This window comes from Pseudoalteromonas sp. SR41-4 (assembly GCF_014163985.1).
Lineage (GTDB): Bacteria > Pseudomonadota > Gammaproteobacteria > Enterobacterales > Alteromonadaceae > Pseudoalteromonas > Pseudoalteromonas rhizosphaerae.
Genome location: NZ_JACJEI010000039.1, coordinates 23,294 through 40,849, shown reverse-complemented (window position 1 = coordinate 40,849; position 17,556 = coordinate 23,294). Strand labels below are relative to the sequence as shown.

The following is a 17,556-nucleotide window of genomic DNA, read 5'->3' as shown; positions in this document are numbered from 1 at the left end:
GAACCTAGAACCTAGAACCTAGAACCTAGAACCTAGAACCTAGAACCTAAGTTCTTATACTCCCCTTGATTTTCTTTTATCCACCTCCATATCTTCATAGTTAATATAATTTTATAGTCTTAATTAAAGTTATGTTTACGGCTTATTTTAAATTTTCTTGCAGAAAACTGATATCTTAACTACGCGATGGTTTGATGTTTCGCAGAGTCTGGTATAGTAGCGCACGTATTGAACGCTGTATTTCACAACGTTTCTCGAAATTGCTAATTAATATGTGCTCGTGTGAGTAATCTATTAATTAGTAATTATAAAAATGGGTTAGCTGATACTCGGCTAGCAAAGAACACATTGTAACGGTTTTATCATGATATCTAATTTATTTACCAAGATTTTTGGTAGTCGCAATGACCGCACTATTAAAAATTTAAGAAAGACGGTCGCGCTGATCAACGCGCTTGAAACGCAACTTGAAGCGCTTTCAGACGAAGATTTAAAAGCCAAAACAGCAGAGTTTAGAGAGCGTTACGATAACGGACAAAGTCTTGATGACATTCTACCAGAAGCGTTTGCTGTGGTACGTGAAGCATCAAAACGTGTAAATGGTATGCGTCACTTTGACGTGCAGTTGCTAGGTGGTATGGTTTTACACCAAGGCCGCATCGCAGAAATGCGTACTGGTGAGGGTAAAACCCTTACCGCAAGTTTACCAGCATACTTACGTGGTATAACGGGTAAAGGTGTTCACGTAATTACCGTGAATGACTACCTTGCCAAGCGCGATGCTGAAACTAACCGCCCATTATTTGAATTTTTAGGTTTAACTGTTGGCTGTAATGTACCGGGTATGATGCCGCAACAGAAAAAAGAAGCCTACGCCGCTGATATTACCTACGGTACCAATAACGAATTTGGTTTTGATTACTTGCGTGACAATATGGCGTTTAGCATTAACGAACGCGTGCAACGTCCACTTTACTATGCGGTAGTCGATGAAGTTGACTCAATCTTAATTGATGAAGCCCGTACTCCACTGATCATCTCAGGTCCTGCTGAAGATAGCTCGCAGTTATATGCTGAAATCAATACCATAGTTCCGCTTCTTGAGTTACAAGAGAAAGAAGACGAAGAAGGTATTGAAGGCGATGGTGATTTCACTATTGATGAAAAAGCCAAGCAAGTTCATTTAACTGAACGTGGTCAAATTAAAGTTGAAGAATTACTGATTGAACGTGGTTTGATAGCTGAGGGCGACTCGCTTTATTCTGCTGCGAGTATTACCCTGCTTAGCCATATTTATGCGGCATTACGTGCCCATAAGCTGTATCAAAAAGACATTGATTACGTTGTAAAAGAAAACGAAGTAATCATTGTTGATGAACACACTGGCCGTACAATGGAAGGGCGTCGTTGGTCTGAAGGTTTGCATCAAGCTGTTGAAGCAAAAGAAAATGTAAAAATTCAAAACGAAAACCAAACGTTAGCGTCAATTACATTCCAAAACTACTTCCGTATTTACGATACCCTTGCAGGTATGACCGGTACTGCCGACACTGAAGCATTTGAGTTTCAGTCAATCTATGGTCTAGATACTGTTGTTATGCCAACTAATAAGCCGATGATCCGTGAAGATCGCGCTGATTTAGTTTACTTAACGCAAGAAGAAAAATACGAAGCCATTCTAATCGATATTAAAGATTGCCAAGAGCGCGGCCAGCCAGTATTGGTAGGTACGATTTCAATCGAAAGCTCTGAATATTTATCGCAATTTTTACGTAAAGAAAAAATCAAGCACAACGTACTTAATGCTAAATTCCATGCCCAAGAAGCAGACATCGTTGCCGATGCTGGTTTACCAGGCACAGTAACAATCGCAACTAACATGGCCGGTCGTGGTACTGATATCGTGTTAGGCGGTAACTGGAATAGCGAAGTTGAAAAACTTGAAAACCCAACTGATGAGCAAATTAAAGCGATTAAAGAAGCATGGCAAATTCGCCATGATGCAGTAATTGCTGCTGGTGGTTTACATATCATTGGTACTGAGCGTCACGAATCACGCCGTATCGATAACCAGTTACGTGGTCGTTCTGGCCGTCAAGGTGACGCCGGTTCAAGCCGTTTTTATCTATCGATGGATGACGCATTAATGCGTATCTTCGCTGGTGAACGTATGACTAATATGATGCGTAAACTAGGTATGCAACGTGGCGAAGCGATTGAGCATCCATGGGTTAACCGTGCCATTGAAAACGCGCAACGTAAAGTTGAAGCACGTAACTTTGATGTGCGTAAACAGTTGCTTGAATACGATGATGTAGCAAACGACCAACGTCGTGTTGTTTACTCACAACGTAATGAGTTGCTTGAAGAAGGCGATATTTCAGAGACTATCACGGTTATTCGTGGCGACGTATTGGGCAACACTATTGACCAATACATTGCACCACAAAGTTTAGCTGAAATGTGGGATATTCCGGGCCTTGAAGAGCGCTTAAAACAAGACTTCTTAATTGAGTTACCGATTACACAATGGTTAGCTGACGATAACAAACTTTACGAAGAAAAGTTACGTGAGCGTATTGAAGAGTCAGTAGAGCAAGCTTACAAACAGAAAGAGCAACAAGTTGGCGATTCTGTACTTCGTCAGTTTGAAAAAGCAATCATGCTACAAAGCTTGGATCAACATTGGAAAGATCACCTTGCTGCGATGGATCACCTTCGCCAAGGTATTCATTTACGTGGCTATGCGCAAAAGAATCCTAAGCAAGAGTACAAGCGTGAGTCGTTTGAGTTGTTCTCTGAAATGCTTGAGAACCTGAAAATTGATGTAGTTAGTATTTTAAGTAAAGTACAAGTACGTGCTGAAGAAGATGTTGAAAAAATTGAAGAGCAACACCGCCAAAGTGAAAATGCTCCTCGCGAATATCAACATGAAGAGGTTGAGCACGTAGGCGGCGAAGCACCAAAAGGTGCGGTCGTAACATCACGCGCAGAGCCAAAAGTTGGCCGCAACGAACCTTGCCCGTGTGGCTCGGGTCAAAAGTTCAAACAGTGTTGTGGTAAGTTAAAATAACCAAATGTTATAATTAACAATTAAAAAGCGACGCCTGCGTCGCTTTTTTTGTTTGTAAGGTTAAATATCAGGCGAGTGGCTTGCCACCGCGTTTTTAAAATGTGGTGTGGTGTTTTTGCGTCAGCAAGCTCAACGCCTACGGGTGTTAAATTTTACTCTGGTGTCTAATTAATTACTTGTAGGCGAGTGGCTTGCCACCGCGATATTCAATATTGTTTCGGTTTTTGTGCGTCAGCAAGCTTAACGCCTGCGGTGTTAAATTGTATTCTGGTGTTAAATCACTTGTAGGCGAGTGGCTTGCCACCGCGATATTCAATATTGTTTCGGTGTTTTTGCGTCAGCAAGCTCAACGCCTACGGGTGTTGCATTTTACTCTGGTGTTTAATCACTTGTAGGCGAGTGGCTTGCCACCGCGATATTCAATATTGTTTCGGTGCTTTTGCGTCAGCAAGCTTAACGCCTACGGGTGTTAAACTTTACTCTGATGTTTAATTAATTACTTGTAAGCGCGGCTTTATGCCGCGCGGTTTTAATTAAGGTATTACGATGAATAAGAAAATTGTGCATGTAGCGGTGGGGGTTATCAAAGCAGATAACACACTATTTATCTGTAAGCGCCCTGACGATAAACACCAAGGTGGTTTGTGGGAGTTTCCGGGCGGCAAAGTAGAAGCTGGCGAAACCGTATTCGAAGCACTAAAGCGCGAGCTTCAAGAAGAAGTAGGTTTAACAATTAATAGTTCAAGCGAGCTGATGGTTATTGAGCATGATTATGGCGATAAATGTGTAAAACTCGACGTGCATTTAGTTACTGATTTTAGCGGCCAAGCCCATGGCGCAGAAGGTCAGCAAAGTGCATGGGTCGCGATTGATAAGTTAGACGATTACAATTTTCCTGCCGCCAACGTAGAGATTATCGAAAAAATAAAAGTGGATGTTTAAATTTACCTAGGCGGGTGGCTTGCCACCGCGTTTTTAAAATGTGGTGTGGTGTTTTGCGTCAGCAAGCTCAACGCCTACGGTGTTAAAGTTTATCTCGGTGTTTAATCACTTGTAGGCGAGTGGCTTGCCACCGCGTTTTAAAATTCCGTGTTTATTAAGAAAGCTCAATCTTTACTGGAGGGATCTCGATTAATTGCTATATTTACTTGTAGTTAATTGAGGGAAAGTAATGGTTGATACCAGTAAGCGGACTAAAGGGCGATGCTCGATAATTAATCATTATTACTCAGTTACAATTTGTACTGAAAATAGAATGCAGCTTTTTTGTGATTTTGATAGTAGCTGTTTAATTATGAGGGAGTTACATTTTTTTTCGCATTCGGGAAACCTTAAGACAATTTGTTTTTCATTAATGCCTGATCACTTGCATTGGCTATTTCAGCTTAGAAATACTGATGATTTATCCAAAGTTATTGGTCAATTTAAAAGTATTACTACGATTAAATTGAACCGTTATTTACTTTCTAGCGGAAAAATTTGGCAAGCTAACTTTTATGATCACAAGCTTAGATCTGATGACGATTTACTTAACCAAGCTAGATATATAGTTGCAAACCCGCTCAGGGCTGGCTTGGTTAAAAGTGTGGGTGATTATCCATTTTGGAATTGTGTATATTTAAATTAATCCCAGTACATCTAATCTACTCTTTCGTAATATGCCACCGCATTTTAAATGTGGAACGGTGTTTGTGCGTCAGCAAGCTTAACGCCTACGGGTGTTAAAGTTTACTTTGGTGTCTAATTAATCACTTGTAGGCGAGTGGCTTGCCACCGCGTTTTAAAATGTGTTGTGGTGTTTTGCGTCAGCAAGCTCAACGCCTACGGGAGTTAAGTTGTACTTGATGTCTAATTAATCACTTGTAGGCGAGTGGCTTGCCACCGCGTTTCAAAATGTGGCGTGGTGTTTTGCGTCAGCAAGCTCGACGCCTACGGGTGTTAAATTTTACTTTGATGTTTAATTAATTACTTGTAGGCGAGTGGCTTGCCACCGCGTTTTGAAATGTGCCCTGGTGTGTTTGCGTCAGCAAGCTCAACGCCTACGGGAGTTAAAGTTTATCTCGGTGTTAAATTTTACTCTGGTGTTTAATTAATTGCTTGTAGGTGAGTGGCTTGCCACCGCGAAAAGAGTTGTTTTTTTAGATAATTTGGTGTGCTGTGCTTTTTAGACTATATTTTAAGCGTTGATAATTTAAGGGATAAATATGCGCGAAAATCTTCCCGTCACTACGACAGAAAGAACTTTTCCTAGTGGCTCTAAACTCATATCTGTGACTGATTTAAAAGGTCAAATTGTTGATTGTAATGATGAGTTTGTAGCCATTAGTGGTTTTACTAAAGAGCAATTAATAGGCCAACCACATAATATTGTGCGGCATCCAGACATGCCTTCTCTTGCTTATAAAGTGATGTGGGAGCATTTAAAGGCGGGCAAACCTTGGATGGGCTTAGTTAAAAACCGTTGTAAAAATGGCGATTTTTATTGGGTTGATGCTTATGTCACCCCTGTGACTGAGCGCGGTAAAGTGACTGGTTATGAGTCAGTACGCTCATGCCCTAGTCGAGTTGATGTAAAACGGGCTGACGCATTATATAAAAATATAGTAAATAATAAACAGCTAAGCTTGCCTATTGCAGTAGAGAATATTGCCTTAATTATTGCCGCTATTATAGCGCTGTTGTTATTTGCGATGGGCTGGCAAAATGCCGCGTTATTGCTATTTATTGCTGCGACATTAAGTTATGCAATATGGGGGCAAATAGCTAAAAAACGCTTGGTGCATGCACTTAATGAAATGTTATCTGGCGCGTTTTCTCATTCGCTGGCGGTTAGCAGCTATACCGATGACACGGGTGACTTAGGCTATTTAAAAGTGGCAATTAAAAGTCAGCAAGCGCACTTAGGGGCGGTGATCACCCGTATTGAAAATGAGTCTAAGAATGTGTCGCAGCAGTCTGATATTGGCGAGCGCTTAACTAAAACCATGCTTGATAAAATTGAGCAACAGCAAAACGAAACTATGCAAGCCGCAGCGGCCATGAATCAAATGGCCACCACGATTGCTGATGTGGCAAAGCATGTTACTGATACCGCATCACATGCCGATATTGCTAACGAGTTGACTATTAGAGGCGGGCAAATTGCCAATGCCACACAGCAAGCTATTGAACAGCTACGCGACACAGTTGTTGAAATAAGCGAGTCGGTACAGCGTGTGTCTGAGCAAACTAAAAATATTGCTGAAGCAGCACAAATGATCGAGCAAATTGCTGAGCAAACAAATTTATTAGCACTGAATGCTGCCATTGAAGCGGCACGTGCTGGTGAGCAAGGGCGTGGCTTCGCAGTGGTGGCCGATGAGGTTCGTAATTTAGCTAAACGTACTCAAGACTCCACTAAAGATATTTATGACATAGTGAATGAGTTAACAACACGGGCAACGCGTGCGGTGGATGTTGCCGAAAAAGGTGGTAAAAATGCCCAGCATGGTTTGACTCAAGTGCTGCAAAGTAGCGAAATGCTTAAAGGTGTATCTGAAGCGGTAAGTGAAATTGCCGGTATGTCGACCCAAATGGCAACGGCTGTTGAACAGCAGTCACATGTTGCAGAAGACGTGAATCAGCAAATTTTACGAATTTCAGAGCTAGCTAACCACAGTTTTACTGATGCAAAAGATACCGCTGAGGCTATTTCATTATTAAAAACAGTATCGGAGGCGCTGCACGAGCTAGTGGTAAGGTTTAAATAATCAGCCTGAGCTTCGGATAATAAATTAATACGTTTGTAAGTTTTTTAATCCAATCTTAGATAATCAATGACTGCTAAAGCAGTGTGATCGATAACCGTATTAGAGTTTTGATACGAATTGTTACATATTCGATTTTATTGTTGCTCCGATGAGGTTTATGATGGGATCAGCGAGCAGCTAATTATTAAGCTGCTTAAACGGTTTGTATTATCAACAATAATGATTTACGGGATTCCCATGAAAAAAATATCGCTCACTGCAGCAAGTATTGCACTTGCGCTGGGCCTAGTTGGCTGTGGTGAACAACAAGATGTTAAAGCGCCAGAAAGCAATGCTGTTAGTGAAGTGAAAACAGCTCTTAATTCAGGTATTGAATTAGCAAATATAGATAAGTCGGTCCGTGCACAGGATGATTTTTATTATCACATTAATGGTCAATGGTTGGCGACGACTGAAATCCCTGGTGATAAATCAAATTACGGTTCATTCTCACAATTGTATGACGACTCTCAAGCCGCAATGAAAACAGTGCTTGAACAAGCGGCTGCTAATACAGCTGCTAAAGCTGGAACTGATGAATATAAGCTAGGTGCGTTCTTTAAGAGTTACATGAATGAAGCCAAGCGTGATGAATTAGGTATAACACCGCTAAATGGCCCGTTAACTGCTATTGATGGTGTTAAAAATAAGTCTGATTTAGTCGCACTTATGGCGCAAATACGTATTCAGGGTGGCGCGGTGCCATTTGGTTGGTATGTAAATAATGACGCTAAGAACTCGAGTGAAAATGCATTATATGCGTATCAATCAGGCCTTGGCTTACCGGATCGTGATTATTATTTAAAAGACGACGAAAAGTTCACTAAAATTCGTGCCGCATACCAAGTTTACATTGCTGACGTTCTAAAACGCGCTGGTGTAGAAAAAGCCGATGAAGCTGCTAAAGCAATTATTGCACTTGAAACCAGTATTGCTGATGCACAGTGGACGCGTGTTGAAAGTCGTGATGCTACAAAGTCTTATAACAAAATGAGCGTGAGTGATGCAAGTCAGCTAACAGGTGAGTTTGACCTTGCTGAATACTTCAAAGCGTCTGGTGTAAACGTACAAGATATTATCGTCAGTCAGCCTAGCTACTTTGAAAAATTTGCTGATATTTATAAAACGACAGATCTTGAAACGTGGCAACAATACCTTAAATTTCATTTAGTAAGTAACTATGCAGGTATATTAGATAAAGATCTGGTTGATTTAAACTTTAACTTTTACAGCACCACATTGCGCGGCGTAAAAGAGCAAACTCCGCTTTGGAAACAAGCCGTGGATGCATCAAATGAAGTGTTAGGTGAAATTTTAGGAAAAGTGTACGTTAAAGACAATTTCCCGCCAGAAGCAAAAGCGCGCATGGAAGAGTTAGTTGATAACGTGATCAAAGGCTATGGCGTTGCAATTGAAAATCTTGAGTGGATGAGCCCAGAAACCAAGCTTGCTGCAAAAGAAAAACTAGATAAGTTTACCCCAAAAATTGGCTACCCTGATAACTGGAAAGACTATTCACAGTTAAGCATTAATGCGGATGATTTAGTTGGTAACTATATTCGTCATAGTGAATGGGCTTATGCTGATATGATTGACAAGCTAGGCAAGCCAGTGGATCGTTCTGAATGGCACATGACACCACAAACAGTCAATGCTTACTATAACCCGGTGAATAACGAAATTGTATTTCCTGCGGCAATTTTACAACCACCATTTTTTAACTTAGAAGCTGATGATGCGGTTAACTACGGTGCAATTGGTGCGGTAATTGGTCACGAGTTAGGGCATGGTTTTGATGACCAAGGTGCTAAGTATGATGGGGATGGTAATTTACGTGATTGGTGGAGCGAGTCAGACCTTAAACAGTTTGAAGAGCGTACTGGTCAGTTAGTTGCACAGTATAACGAGTATCAACCATTTGCAGATGCCAGCGTTAATGGTCAATTGACCTTAGGTGAGAATATTGGCGATTTAGGTGGCCTAACGGTTGCTTTCACTGCTTATCAGTTATCGCTAGGTGGCGATAAAGCGCCAGTGATTGATGGTTATACCGGTGATCAGCGCTTCTTTATGGGTTGGTCGCAAATTTGGCGTCGTAAATACCGTGACGAAGAGCTACGTAACCGCCTAATGACAGATCCGCATTCACCAAGCCATTACCGCGTGATCGGTATCTTGTCGAATATGCCTGAGTTTTATCAAGCATTTGACGTTAAAGAAGGCGACAAAATGTATATCAAACCAGCTGATCGCGTAAAAATTTGGTAATTAGTTTTTATTAGTCTGATGATTAAACGGTGGCTTAGGCCGCCGTTTTTGTTTTGAGGGGGAGTAAAAGGTTAAAGGTTAATGAGAAAGGGGCTAGGTGCTAGGGAAGTGACTAGGAGCGCGTTGCTCGAAGCCCATGGCATTTACCCTCATTGTCTTCTCTTTGTGCGTCAACAAGCTTAACGCCTACGGTGTGAAAGTTTACTTTGATGTGTAATTAATCACTTGTAGGCGAGTGGCTTGCCACCGCGTTTTAAATGTGGCTCGGTGTTGGTGCGTCAGCAAGCTTAACGCCTTCGATGTTAAGGTTTATCTCAGTGTTAAATTTTACTTTGGTGTCTAATTAATTATTTGTAGGCGAGTGGCTTGCCACCGCATTTTAAATGTGGAACGGTGTTTGTGCGTCAGCAAGCTTAACGCCTACGGGTGTTAAAGTTTACTTTGATGTTTAATTAATTACTTGTAGGCGAGTGGCTTGCCACCGCATTTTAAATGTGGCTCGGAGTTTGTGCGTCAGCAAGCTCAACGCCTATGGTGTTAAAGTTTACTTTGATGTGTAATTAATCACTTGTAGGCGAGTGGCTTGCCACCGCATTTTAAATGTGGCGTGGTGTTTGTGCGTCAGCAAGCTCAACGCCTACGGGAGTTAAGTTGTACTTTGATGTTTTAATTAATTACTTGTAGGCGAGTGGCTTGCCACCGCGTTTCAAAATGTGGCGTGGTGTTTGTGCGTCAGCAAGCTTAACGCCTACGGGTGTTAAAGTTTACTTTGGTGTCTAATTAATCACTTGTAGGCGAGTGGCTTGCCACCGCGTTTTTAAAATGTAGCTCGGTGTTTGTGCGTCAGCAAGCTCAACGCCTACGGTGTTAAATTTTATTTGATGTTTAATTAATTACTGGTATGCGAGTGGCTTGCCACCGCGATATTCAATATTGTTTCGGTGTTTATGCGTCAGCAAGCTTAACGCCTACGGGTGTTAAATTTTACTTTGATGTGTAATTTATTACTTGTAGGCTAGTGGCTTGCCACCGCGAAAGGTTAAAAAAGGTACTGGATGCTAGGGAAGTGACTAGGTGCTAGGCTAGAACCTATCCCCTAAAACCTAGCTCCGATAGCTAGATCTGGCGGTTGAAACTGGTAAACTCAGCTTTATTAAACGTTAAAGCTGATTAAAAATGAAAAAACATCATCTAAGTTTAGTCGTCCTCGCGGGTGGCTTGGGTACTCGCTTTGGTGGCAATAAACAAATCGCTGAGATTGCTGGGTTGGGTTGTACCATTATGGAGTTGAGTATTGCTGATGCTGTTGCCGCAGGAGTAACTCAGGTTGTATTAGTGATCAATCAGGCTGTGCGCAGCGAGATTGAGCAAGTGATTTTACCGCGCTTACCAATGGGGATTGATGTTGTGTTGGTTGAACAACGCATTGATTCAGTGCCAGAACAATTCCAATTACTTGCACAACAGCGAAGTAAGCCTTGGGGCACCGGGCATGCTTTATTATGCGCTAAAGATCATGTTCATAACCCCGCGATCGTCATCACAGCCGATGATTATTATGGCGCGTCGTCATTTTTATTACTCGCTGAACATTTTAAAAACCTGACTAGTTGGGCTATGGTGGGTTACCCAATTATTGATACTTTGTCAGATCAAGGAGGGGTGAATAGAGGCGTATGCCAAGTTAAAAATAACCAATTAATTGATGTTGTTGAGTATTTAAATATTCAGCACGAGAACGGTCAAATAATGGGTGACAATCCGCAGGGGCTCCGTGAGAAAATTGCCGTGGATGCGTTGGCATCAATGAGTTTTTGGGCAATTACGCCAACATTTTTTGACTGCCTAGAAGCAGGCTTTGACGAGTTTCTGCAAAAGTATGACAACGGTGTCAGAATGGAGTATTATTTACCCGATCAAGTTCAACAAGCGATCACATCTAATCAACAAATAGTTACCATATATACCGCAAAAGAGTCGTGGTATGGAGTGACTTATAAATCAGAATTACAGGATGTTACAGGTAAATTATATGAATTACGTCACGGATGAACTAGCCCCGATCTTGCCTTTTCCAGGGCACAACAATAGCGAAGTAAGTATGAAGTCAAATTCCATTGCGGTTTACTTGTCTGAGAGTTTTGGTCTTGGTAGTGAAAAAATCAGCATGAAGCCAATTGGTAGTGGTCACATAAATAGCACTATGCTATTAACTGCACCAAAAAAATCATTAGTTGTTCAAAAACTAAATACCGAGGTTTTTCCTGAACCAGATATGTTAGTTAAAAATGCTCGTTTAATTGAACGTCATTTAACTAAAAAACGTCAATTAGGCGAGTATGATTTAGCAATCATCCGCCATGTTCCTACAGTTGAAAATAACTATTTAGTTGATTGTGATAACGGTGTTTGGCGCGCACTCGAATTTATTGGCGGCAGTTATAGTGAAGATGTAGTTTTAAATACTTCACAAGCGCAAACTGCAGCCAATGCATTTGGTCAATTTGCTGTTGCTTTAGAAGATTTTGATGCCAAGCAACTACATCATGTTATTCCTGATTTTCATAATTTAGCGATGCGCGCTGAAAAGCTCAAAGCTGTGATTGCAAAAGATCCACAGCAGCGCTTAGCCAGCTGCCAAGCTGACGTTGATTTTTGTTTCGCGCAATTTGGCTTAATTGATGAGCTTAAAGCATTGACGGGCATTGTACCGGTTCGACCATGTCATAATGATACTAAAATTAATAATATGCTGTTTTGTAATACATCAAATGATGCCAAAGCAGTGATTGATTTAGACACCTGTATGCCTGGTTATTGGTTGTATGATTTTGGTGATATGGTGCGTACTTTTTGCTCTCCTGAACAAGAAGATTCAACGGATTTAGCTAATGTATGTGTGCGTGAAGAGGTTTTTGCAGCGGTAGTCAAAGGTTATGTAGAGCCTTTGAAAGACTTGATTACCGAACAAGAAAAACAAAGCTTTTGGTTAGGCACCAAAGTAATGACCTTTATGATTGGCCTACGTTTTTTAACTGATTACATTGACGGTGATCATTATTTTTCAATCAAGCATGCTAACCATAACTTAGAACGTGCGCAAAATCAGTTTGCTTTATATCGTGATATTCTCGCAAAAAAAACCACGCTTAAAGCTATTTTAAGAGATGTGTGATAAAGGTTAAAGGTTAAAGGTGCTAGGAAGATAAAGGTACTAGGGAAGTTACTAGGGCCTAGAGCCTATAACCTAGTACCTATGTTTTAAAGCGTAGGCGCGGCTTATAAAATTCATGGCTAAAGCCATTTCCTACATCGTCGATTGAGATTGGTTAAATACCAAGGGTTAAGGTTAATTCTAACTCCTTCTTTTCCTATGCTATCCATCCCCATCTGCTTTACCTCCTAAGCTGTTTTAGGTAAGTTAAAACTAGATTAGTTCTAGGATAATAATAATGAAGCAGTTTAATCGTCGAGATTTTTTAAAAGCCGCGAGTGCTACGGCAGCGGCTAGTGTGATTTCAGGATGTGCCACGGGTACTCAAAGTGGCGTTATTACTCCCCCAGCGCAAGGGCGCTCTGTGATTGGTCTTGTCGCGCCAAAAATGGATGTAGTACGGGTTGGGTTTATAGGTTTAGGGCAGCGTGGTTTTGGCCACGTAAAGCGTATGAGTCATATTGCTGGTACAGAAATTAAAGCAATATGTGATACCCATGACGAAGTATTACAGCGTTCAGCTAACTATCTCACTGACAAAGGGTTGGCTAAGCCTGCACTTTATACTGGCGCCGATAATGCCTATCAAGCAATGCTTAATCGCGATGATATTGATATTGTGATTATTTCTACGCCATGGTCGTGGCATGCACCGATGGCAATCGATACCATGAATAGTGGCAAGCATGCTTTTGTTGAAGTGCCATTAGCATTGACGGTTGAAGAAATGTGGCAACTAGTTGATACCGCTGAGCGCACGCAAAAGAACTGTATGATGATGGAAAATGTCAACTATGGTCGTGATGAGTTAATGGTATTGAATATGGTTCGCCAAGGTGTGTTTGGTGAGCTGCTACATGGTGAGGCGGCGTATATTCATGAATTACGTTGGCAAATGAAAGAAGTGGAGCATAAAACTGGTTCTTGGCGTACCGCTTGGCATGCAAAACGAAACGGTAATTTGTATCCAACGCACGGTTTAGGCCCTGTGTCACAATATATGAATATTAATCGCGGCGATCGGTTTGATTTTTTAACCTCGATGAGTTCACCTGCACTGGGCCGTAGCGCCTATGCAAAGAAAGAATTTCCAGCCGATCATCAACGTAATCAGCTTAATTATATTGCTGGAGATATGAATACTACGCTTATCAAAACAGTAAAAGGGCGCAGTATTATGGTTCAACATGATACCACTACGCCACGGCCGTACTCACGCCATAATTTAATTCAAGGCACTAACGGTGTGTTTGCCGGTTTTCCGAATCGTATTGCGCTGGAAGATGGTGGTTCGAAGAGCTTCCATGAGTGGGATTACGAAATGGCTGATTGGTATAAAAAATACGACCACCCACTGTGGACCAAAATGGGCGAAGAGGCAGAGCGTAACGGCGGCCATGGCGGCATGGACTTCTTAATGTTTTGGCGGATGATTTATTGTTTACGTAATGGTGAGGCGCTTGATCAAGATGTTTACGACGGCGCTGCTTGGTCTGTTATATCACCGCTGTCAGCACAGTCAGTTAGTAATCGTAGTGCGTCAATTGATATTCCAGATTTTACCCGCGGGGCATGGCAAAGTGCCAAACCGCTAGCAATTGTAGGTTAAATGCTAAGAGTTGCGCGAGGCAAACTCGCGCATATTGTGTTTTGCGTCAGCAAGCTCAACGCCTACGGGTGTTAAGGTTTATCTCAGTGTTAAATTTTACTTTGGTGTCTAATTAATTATTTGTAGGCGAGTGGCTTGCCACCGCGTTTTTAAAATGTGGTGTGGTGTTTTACGTCAGCAAGCTTAACGCCTACGGGAGTTAAATTTTACTTTGATGTTTTAATTAATTACTTGTAGGCGGGTGGTTTGCCACCGCGTTTCAAAATGTGGAGTGGTGTTGGTGCGTCAGCAAGATCAACGCCTTCGGTGTTAAGGTTTATCTCAGTGTTAAATTTTACTTTGATGTGTAATTAATCACTTGTAGGCGAGTGGCTTGCCACCGCGTTTCAAAATGTGGCTCGGAGTTTTTGCGTCAGCAAGCTCAACGCCTACGGTGTTTTAATTTGCTGCGAGGGAGGCGTTACTGCTTACTAAACGGTAACTGCCTATAAATAGCGGGTGTTTATACCCAGACTGAATATAGGCAATTCATTACTACACTAAATGTAGTTTAGCGCATGATACTTTCTTTAAGATATTGAAATAGCTCTTTATAGCCTTTAGCTGGCTTTTCAATTTTTACTTCTTTTGCCGCATTACGCACCAATTGACGTAACTTTTGACGATCAATACTCGGGTACTGCTCAATGGTTTGATTGACTAAATCATCACCTTGGGCAATTAAATCATCGCGTAATTGCTCAATCTTTTTAATCATCACTTCGGCTTGATTATTTTTATTCAGCATTATGTCGATAATAGCGTTGATCTCTTCGATATTCTCAACGGTACGCAAAGTTTTTGCGATGTAATTTAAGTGACGACGATATGCATCACTTTTGTTACTGATTTTGTCTGCAACAACCATTGCCGCTTTTAAATCGTCATTTAAGGGTAAGCGCTCGCGCTGTTTTTTCCCCATTTTGGCAATTTCAGCACCTAACTGATGAAACTCTTGCGCTTCGCGCTTTAGCTCACTTTTTGATATATAGATAATTTCTTCTTCAATTTCAGCAGGCTTGCCTTTTTTCTTCGCCATGGGGTACTCATATGATAACGTTAACTGCAGTCATTATACCCAAACCACCTCAAGATGCGAGCGTCGTTGGAGTTAAAAGCGATTTAGGCAAGGCATTGATTGCAAGTAATAGTGGTTCTATTGTTAAAATCAATAACGCAGTATAAATCGCTTTTAAACCAACCCGTTGGGCGTTTCACAGGCACTTACTCTCATCGTTGTTACTTCTTAAAAGGGACTGCCATTCTTGCAAAGTAACGCCTTGATATTAAGCCCCTGTGAAACGCTGAATTCTGTATCTTGAGGTGGCTTGGGTATATACGTGATTCTTTTAATGATTAATATTAGCTGATGCAATGCAGTGAGTGTGTTAGCATTTAAGTATTATGATTGCGCATGCAAAACGCTCCAAGCTCAGGACTAAAAATATGAAAAGCCAACAGCAAGATCCTATTTATACACAAATTTCTCAAATAAAAGATGCCGTTGCAGAGGTTTTAGAACACGCGAAAAAACTCGGTGCTACTGGCGCTGAAGCGGCGATGTCGAGCACCTCAGGTTTATCAGTTAGTACCCGCATGGGTGAAGTCGAGACCATTGAATTTAATCAAGATGGTGGACTGGGGATCAGTGTGTATGTTGGTAATCACAAAGGCTCTGCGTCAACAGCTGATTTAAACCCCAAAACACTGCGTACAGTGGTAGAGAAAGCCATTGATATCGCCAAGTTTACCTCAGATGATCCACATAATGGCGTAGCCGATAAAGACCTACTTGAATTTGCTCCGCTTGATTTGGATTTATACCACCCGTGGGATGTCAGCCCTGAGCAGGGCATTGAACTGTGTCATGCTGCAGAGCAAGCGGCGCTTAATGCCGATGCGCGTATTGTTAATTCAGATGGCGCCAGTTTTTCATCGCATCAAGGTTTACGCGTATATGGTAATAGCCATGGTCTAATCACAGGTTACCCGCGTACTCGCCACAGCATTAGTACTATGGTGATTGGTAAAGATGGTGAGCAAATGCAGCGAGATTCAGCTTATACCGTAGCGCGAGACCAAGCTGGTTTGAAAGATGCTGCGGCAGTAGGTTTAGAGGCTGCGAGTGAAACTCTTGCTAAGCTCAATAGCAAAAAATTAGGTACCATGAAAGTCCCAGTTGTTTTTCGTGCAGATATCGCTAATTCATTGTTTGGTCACTTGGTGTCTGCAATAGGTGGTGGTGCGCTGTATCGTAAATCGAGCTTTTTGTTGGATAGCCTTGGCACGCAAGTATTTAATAAGTGCGTTAATATTTCAGAGCGCCCGCATATTTTAAAAGGTTTAGCGTCTTCACCATTCGATAGTGAAGGGGTAAAAACTATCGACCGTGAAATCATTCAAGGTGGTGATCTGCAAACTTACTTATTAGCGAGCTACGCAGCCCGAAAAATGAATATGACACCTACCGGTCATGCTGGTGGTATTCATAACTGGTTAGTAGAACAAACTCATGCTGACTTAGCTGCGTTGTTAAAAACGATGGGCACTGGTTTATTGGTCACTGAATTAATGGGCCAAGGCGTTAATACCGTAACCGGTGATTACTCGCGTGGTGCTGCCGGTTTTTGGGTTGAGAATGGTGAAATACAATATCCTGTAAGCGAAATTACCATCGCTGGTAAACTGCAAGATATGTTTAAAGGCATCAGCGGTATAGGTGGTGACATAGAGCGTCGTGGTGGAATTCAAACCGGTTCGGTATTGATTGAACAAATGCAGATTGCGGGAAGTTAGGTTAAAGCTTTAAGTCTTAAGCTATAAGTTTTAATTTGCGTAGGCGCGGCATTATACCGCGCTGTTTTATTTAGACGTTAGATGGAGCTAGTCTCTGCCTTTAGCCTTTAACCTAGTACCTTTCAATTATTAAATCTTTTATAAAAAACACTTTACCTCAACGTTGCTTGAGGTTTTATTGTGGCTTTAATTACTTAAATAAAGGAATTTAATTATGTATTTAGAGCATGTAAATTTGGTAGTCGATGATGTTGAAGCTATGCTGCACTTTTATAAGGCGGCTTTTCCGTACTGGTCTATAAGAAGTCAAGGCGAAGGGGAGTGGTACGGTAAACCACGAAAATGGTTACACTTTGGCGATGATTTTCAGTATTTAGCATTGAGTGATCATGGTGAACAACATAACCGTGACTTAACCGGACATCAAGTTGGCTTAGCGCACTTTGCTTATGTTACGAATAATATTGCTGCAGTAATTTCGCGTTTAGAAAGCGCTGGTTACAGTATTGATAAGCCTGGTGCGGTAAATCCATTTCGTAAAAATGTGTATTTTATTGACCCCGCAGGGTTTGAAGTAGAGTTTGTTGAATATTTAAGTGATATTCCTAGTGAGCGTAATAATGATTTATAACATTAGTTTCGCGTCAGCAAGCTCAACGCCTACGGGTGTTAACGTTAATCTCAGTGTTTAATTATTCACTTGTAGGCGAGTGGCTTGCCACCGCGATATTCAATATTATTTCGGTGTTTTTGCGTTAGCAAGCTTAAC

The 17,556-nt window shown here is 41.5% G+C and carries 12 protein-coding genes; 11 read left to right on the top strand and 1 reads right to left on the bottom strand.

Going from position 1 to position 17,556, the window contains the following annotated elements:
- The first annotated feature begins 364 nt into the window (after positions 1-364).
- The 8 genes from secA to H5180_RS21055 all read left to right on the top strand — a co-directional run bounded on the left by secA (position 365) and on the right by H5180_RS21055 (position 13,952).
- On the top strand, positions 365-3,073 hold the full coding sequence (secA, locus tag H5180_RS21090; protein WP_182732376.1) for a preprotein translocase subunit SecA: 2,709 nt from the start codon (positions 365-367) through the stop codon (positions 3,071-3,073).
- 546 nt (positions 3,074-3,619) lie between these two features.
- Positions 3,620-4,015: an 8-oxo-dGTP diphosphatase MutT gene (mutT, locus tag H5180_RS21085; protein WP_149980579.1), complete on the top strand. Its 396-nt coding sequence runs from the start codon at positions 3,620-3,622 to the stop codon at positions 4,013-4,015.
- Positions 4,016-4,244: 229 nt separating this feature from the next.
- Complete coding sequence (locus H5180_RS21080) at positions 4,245-4,700, top strand: REP-associated tyrosine transposase (protein ID WP_182732378.1); 456 nt, start codon at positions 4,245-4,247, stop codon at positions 4,698-4,700.
- Positions 4,701-5,277: 577 nt separating this feature from the next.
- On the top strand, positions 5,278-6,822 hold the full coding sequence (locus H5180_RS21075) for a PAS domain-containing methyl-accepting chemotaxis protein (RefSeq protein WP_145236694.1): 1,545 nt from the start codon (positions 5,278-5,280) through the stop codon (positions 6,820-6,822).
- A 237-nt stretch (positions 6,823-7,059) separates the two neighbouring features.
- Positions 7,060-9,129: a M13 family metallopeptidase gene (locus tag H5180_RS21070; protein ID WP_145236699.1), complete on the top strand. Its 2,070-nt coding sequence runs from the start codon at positions 7,060-7,062 to the stop codon at positions 9,127-9,129.
- 1,176 nt (positions 9,130-10,305) lie between these two features.
- Positions 10,306-11,181 (top strand): NTP transferase domain-containing protein, encoded by an 876-nt coding sequence (locus tag H5180_RS21065; RefSeq protein WP_182759018.1) that lies wholly within the window; start codon positions 10,306-10,308, stop codon positions 11,179-11,181.
- A gap of 49 nt (positions 11,182-11,230) precedes the next feature.
- Positions 11,231-12,304, top strand: a complete 1,074-nt coding sequence (locus tag H5180_RS21060) for a phosphotransferase enzyme family protein (RefSeq protein WP_182759019.1) — start codon at positions 11,231-11,233, stop codon at positions 12,302-12,304.
- A gap of 277 nt (positions 12,305-12,581) precedes the next feature.
- The gene (locus tag H5180_RS21055) at positions 12,582-13,952 is read left to right on the top strand and encodes a Gfo/Idh/MocA family protein (protein WP_182759017.1); all 1,371 of its coding nucleotides are present in this window, start codon (positions 12,582-12,584) and stop codon (positions 13,950-13,952) included.
- A gap of 550 nt (positions 13,953-14,502) precedes the next feature.
- Here H5180_RS21055 and yjgA read toward each other — a convergent pair.
- Positions 14,503-15,030, bottom strand: coding sequence for a ribosome biogenesis factor YjgA (gene yjgA / locus H5180_RS21050; protein WP_182732384.1), 528 nt, complete (start codon positions 15,028-15,030; stop codon positions 14,503-14,505).
- 11 nt (positions 15,031-15,041) lie between these two features.
- Here yjgA and H5180_RS23680 point away from each other — a divergent pair, with 11 nt between their 5' ends.
- The 3 genes from H5180_RS23680 (at position 15,042) to H5180_RS21040 (ending at position 17,418) form a co-directional block, all read left to right on the top strand.
- Complete coding sequence (locus H5180_RS23680; protein WP_259398338.1) at positions 15,042-15,176, top strand: hypothetical protein; 135 nt, start codon at positions 15,042-15,044, stop codon at positions 15,174-15,176.
- A 261-nt stretch (positions 15,177-15,437) separates the two neighbouring features.
- Complete coding sequence (pmbA, locus tag H5180_RS21045) at positions 15,438-16,787, top strand: metalloprotease PmbA (RefSeq protein ID WP_145236716.1); 1,350 nt, start codon at positions 15,438-15,440, stop codon at positions 16,785-16,787.
- 214 nt (positions 16,788-17,001) lie between these two features.
- Entirely contained in the window at positions 17,002-17,418 is a 417-nt protein-coding gene (locus H5180_RS21040; RefSeq protein WP_182759015.1) for a VOC family protein, read from the top strand.
- Positions 17,419-17,556 lie beyond the last annotated feature (138 nt).

Coding starts and splice junctions, on each gene's coding strand:
- H5180_RS21080 (WP_182732378.1), top strand. CDS start 4,245: ATGGTTGATACCAGTAAGCGGACTAAAGGGCGATGCTCGATAATTAAT.
- secA (WP_182732376.1), top strand. CDS start 365: ATGATATCTAATTTATTTACCAAGATTTTTGGTAGTCGCAATGACCGC.
- H5180_RS21055 (WP_182759017.1), top strand. CDS start 12,582: ATGAAGCAGTTTAATCGTCGAGATTTTTTAAAAGCCGCGAGTGCTACG.
- yjgA (WP_182732384.1), bottom strand. CDS start 15,030: ATGGCGAAGAAAAAAGGCAAGCCTGCTGAAATTGAAGAAGAAATTATC.
- H5180_RS21075 (WP_145236694.1), top strand. CDS start 5,278: ATGCGCGAAAATCTTCCCGTCACTACGACAGAAAGAACTTTTCCTAGT.
- mutT (WP_149980579.1), top strand. CDS start 3,620: ATGAATAAGAAAATTGTGCATGTAGCGGTGGGGGTTATCAAAGCAGAT.
- H5180_RS23680 (WP_259398338.1), top strand. CDS start 15,042: ATGATAACGTTAACTGCAGTCATTATACCCAAACCACCTCAAGATGCG.
- H5180_RS21060 (WP_182759019.1), top strand. CDS start 11,231: ATGAAGTCAAATTCCATTGCGGTTTACTTGTCTGAGAGTTTTGGTCTT.
- H5180_RS21040 (WP_182759015.1), top strand. CDS start 17,002: ATGTATTTAGAGCATGTAAATTTGGTAGTCGATGATGTTGAAGCTATG.
- H5180_RS21065 (WP_182759018.1), top strand. CDS start 10,306: ATGAAAAAACATCATCTAAGTTTAGTCGTCCTCGCGGGTGGCTTGGGT.
- pmbA (WP_145236716.1), top strand. CDS start 15,438: ATGAAAAGCCAACAGCAAGATCCTATTTATACACAAATTTCTCAAATA.
- H5180_RS21070 (WP_145236699.1), top strand. CDS start 7,060: ATGAAAAAAATATCGCTCACTGCAGCAAGTATTGCACTTGCGCTGGGC.